Below are 2339 nucleotides of genomic sequence, written 5' to 3'. Positions count from 1 at the left end.
CAACGCCGAAAACTAACTCTCGGAATGGTCCTGGAAACCCAAGCGGATCACCAACGCCGAAAACTAACTCTCGGAATGGTCCTGGAAACCCAAGCGGATCAAAACAGTATTTCAACCAGCTCGAAAGTGTCTAGTAAAACCGGGGCGATTCAAACACTTGAAATTGATTCAACAATCATACCTGCAATCATATCCACAACTATAATAAGGTTGAATGAAGGAGTGTTTAATTTAAACTCTGTTCGCCAGACGATAAAATCGGAGCAACAAAGGATAAATTAATGAGATCGCTGACTCCCATAGTCCTCTTGTTATTACTTACTCAAGTTGCTTCTTGTAGTCGCCAGACGGAATCTAATAACCATCGTGCACCAGAAGCTACTAACTATAATGACTGCATTCTCCAGCATATGAAGGGTATTGGCAGTGATCTTGCTGCACGAGCGATCGATGAAGCCTGTGCTGCCAAATTTGGCGATTCTGAACCTCCTAAACAGACAAGTCTTTAATTTACGCCCAACAGATTTATCTTCAATTTTTTGTCCCACATCTATACTTTTATTTTATAAGCGTTTCTTAAAGACAACCGATTAAGGGAAAAGTCTTGGAACTATACGAGATCGGTGCTGTTACCTACTGCACAAATGTTACCCCAGGCAAGTCTCTTTCCCCTGAGGAAGCGGAATACGTTGCATCTCAAGTCTCTGGACTATTCCAATCACGCCTTGCAGAGAGTCCCTATGCGGAAGATGTTGGGGTTATCCGAACTGAATACAAGCTCGGTTGCGTTATCACCACCATTACTATCGGCGCATCGCTCGCGGGCCTTTACAAAATTATTGTCGATTACGAAAAATTCAAATCCGGACTGTCCCAATTAGCCAAAGACCTCAATGGCGTTTATGTTCGTGTTAAGCAATCCTTGCACGGGAATGGCTCAACATACGTCATGAAAATAAATCTCCCAGATGAGAGAGTCCTAGAAGTCACTCTCAAAAAAGCTGAAAACCAAGAAAATCGGCATAGGGATTGACTATTATAGGCCGCGCCCCTGCCATCTCACCCGGCATGCGGGTCCGCACCGGGCGGTTCGAGAAGTTGAGGTCATGAGGACGAGGTATGCCAAGGCGATCGAAGTATGCGATGGTGAGCACCCGTTGAGGACTTTTACCTCCAAGACCACGCTCATGCTGGGCGCCCATAAACAAAACCGCCCGAAGGCGGCTGGGTGATCCTGTTTTAGCTGGGCTATCCTTTGCAGGCGTTACCTTTCCAGGTTGATCCGATAACGATACCTTTCTCAACTTCAAAGGTAGTTTGGCATGACTTGGTATTTCCGGTACTTCCCTGCTCAGCCGGAACCGTTCTAGAAAAAGAATAAGTAAGGAATTTTTTTCCTCCTTCCTCATAAACTTGCTGGGGAGTTCCAAGCAACATGATCAAATCAATCTCCGATATGCCGTTATACGGAGCTAATTTCTTTTCGTATCCGCTTGTGGTTGTGGTTGCGCATCCTGATAACGCCACAGCAGCTATTAGAAGTATTAATGTCCTCTTCATAATGAATCCCCAGCTGTTGAGCCCGATTTGAGCCCGATATCAGTCTACCAAGCTTGATACTACTGCAATCTTCTTTTAACCATTCCCAACCCTCCAGAAGAGGTGTTACTAACCTCGTTCTCCTGTTTCCTGGCAAGCATTGCCAGCCCACCGGCAATTAACCCGGTGGCCTTGCGCGATTTGCCAGGTCACTCTACCATTGCGATTACAGCGGATTTGTACTCCCACCTTGAGACAAATCACCTGAAGCAGAGTGTTGCAGCTTCGGGTAAAATGCTGCGCAAAGAAAAGTGACGTTATGCGTTTGTCGTTTAATTTTCTGCCCGGTTTCTGTACCGACATAGCAGTAGAAACATGGGTAAACGTGACGCCCCCTGACGCATAAAATCATTTTAAATCAATGCCCGGATGGTGAAATTGGTAGACACAAGGGACTTAAAATACGTGTGTGCCACACTTCCGAACGGTTCGATTCCTATAAAGAATCAATAGGTTATTATACCTATATAGACTTCCTTTCTTAGCTATTCACACCTTGTTCACAGTGAGGTGTTAAATGGCAACTGTTCGCAAGTTAAAGTCTGGTAAATGGAATGCTCAAGTTCGACGCAAAGGGCATTCCCCAATCAGTAAATCCTTCACCTTTGAAAAAGATGCCTATGTCTGGATTCGTTCTATTGAATCGGGTTTTACCCCATTTCTCCGGACGGTTTGGTTAAGCCTAAATCCTGCTTCTGATGCATTTCCAGCTGTCGCCGTTTTCGCGGGTTATGGAATCG

Annotated in this window: 4 protein-coding genes; 3 read left to right on the top strand and 1 reads right to left on the bottom strand. The window is 45.2% G+C overall.

All coding sequences use genetic code 11. The features are described 5' to 3' along the window. Both C8R21_RS16225 and C8R21_RS15405 read left to right on the top strand, forming a co-directional pair. Positions 1 to 282 (top strand): hypothetical protein (locus tag C8R21_RS16225; protein ID WP_219906698.1); only part of this gene is annotated, 282 nt, incomplete at its 5' end. Between the two features lie 322 nt (positions 283 to 604). Then, entirely contained in the window at positions 605 to 1033 is a 429-nt protein-coding gene (locus tag C8R21_RS15405; protein ID WP_107763479.1) for a hypothetical protein, read from the top strand. Between the two features lie 215 nt (positions 1034 to 1248). On the opposite strand, the gene C8R21_RS15755 is transcribed toward C8R21_RS15405, so the two are convergent. Continuing rightward, positions 1249 to 1560 (bottom strand): lipoprotein, encoded by a 312-nt coding sequence (locus tag C8R21_RS15755; protein WP_146162525.1) that lies wholly within the window; start codon positions 1558 to 1560, stop codon positions 1249 to 1251. A gap of 556 nt (positions 1561 to 2116) precedes the next feature. Between C8R21_RS15755 and C8R21_RS16220 the strand changes: the two genes are divergently transcribed. Further along, positions 2117 to 2339, top strand: a 223-nt coding sequence (locus C8R21_RS16220) for a hypothetical protein (protein WP_375136011.1), incomplete at its 3' end; no start/stop codon positions are given.

The organism is Nitrosospira multiformis (genome assembly GCF_003050865.1).
In the GTDB taxonomy this organism is placed as follows: Bacteria; Pseudomonadota; Gammaproteobacteria; order Burkholderiales; family Nitrosomonadaceae; genus Nitrosospira; species Nitrosospira multiformis_E.
This window is presented reverse-complemented; position numbering and strand designations above follow the sequence as displayed.

What these genes read in the sequence shown, in the direction of transcription:
- C8R21_RS15755 (WP_146162525.1), bottom strand. Translation starts at nt 1,560, where the DNA reads ATGAAGAGGACATTAATACTTCTAATAGCTGCTGTGGCGTTATCAGGA.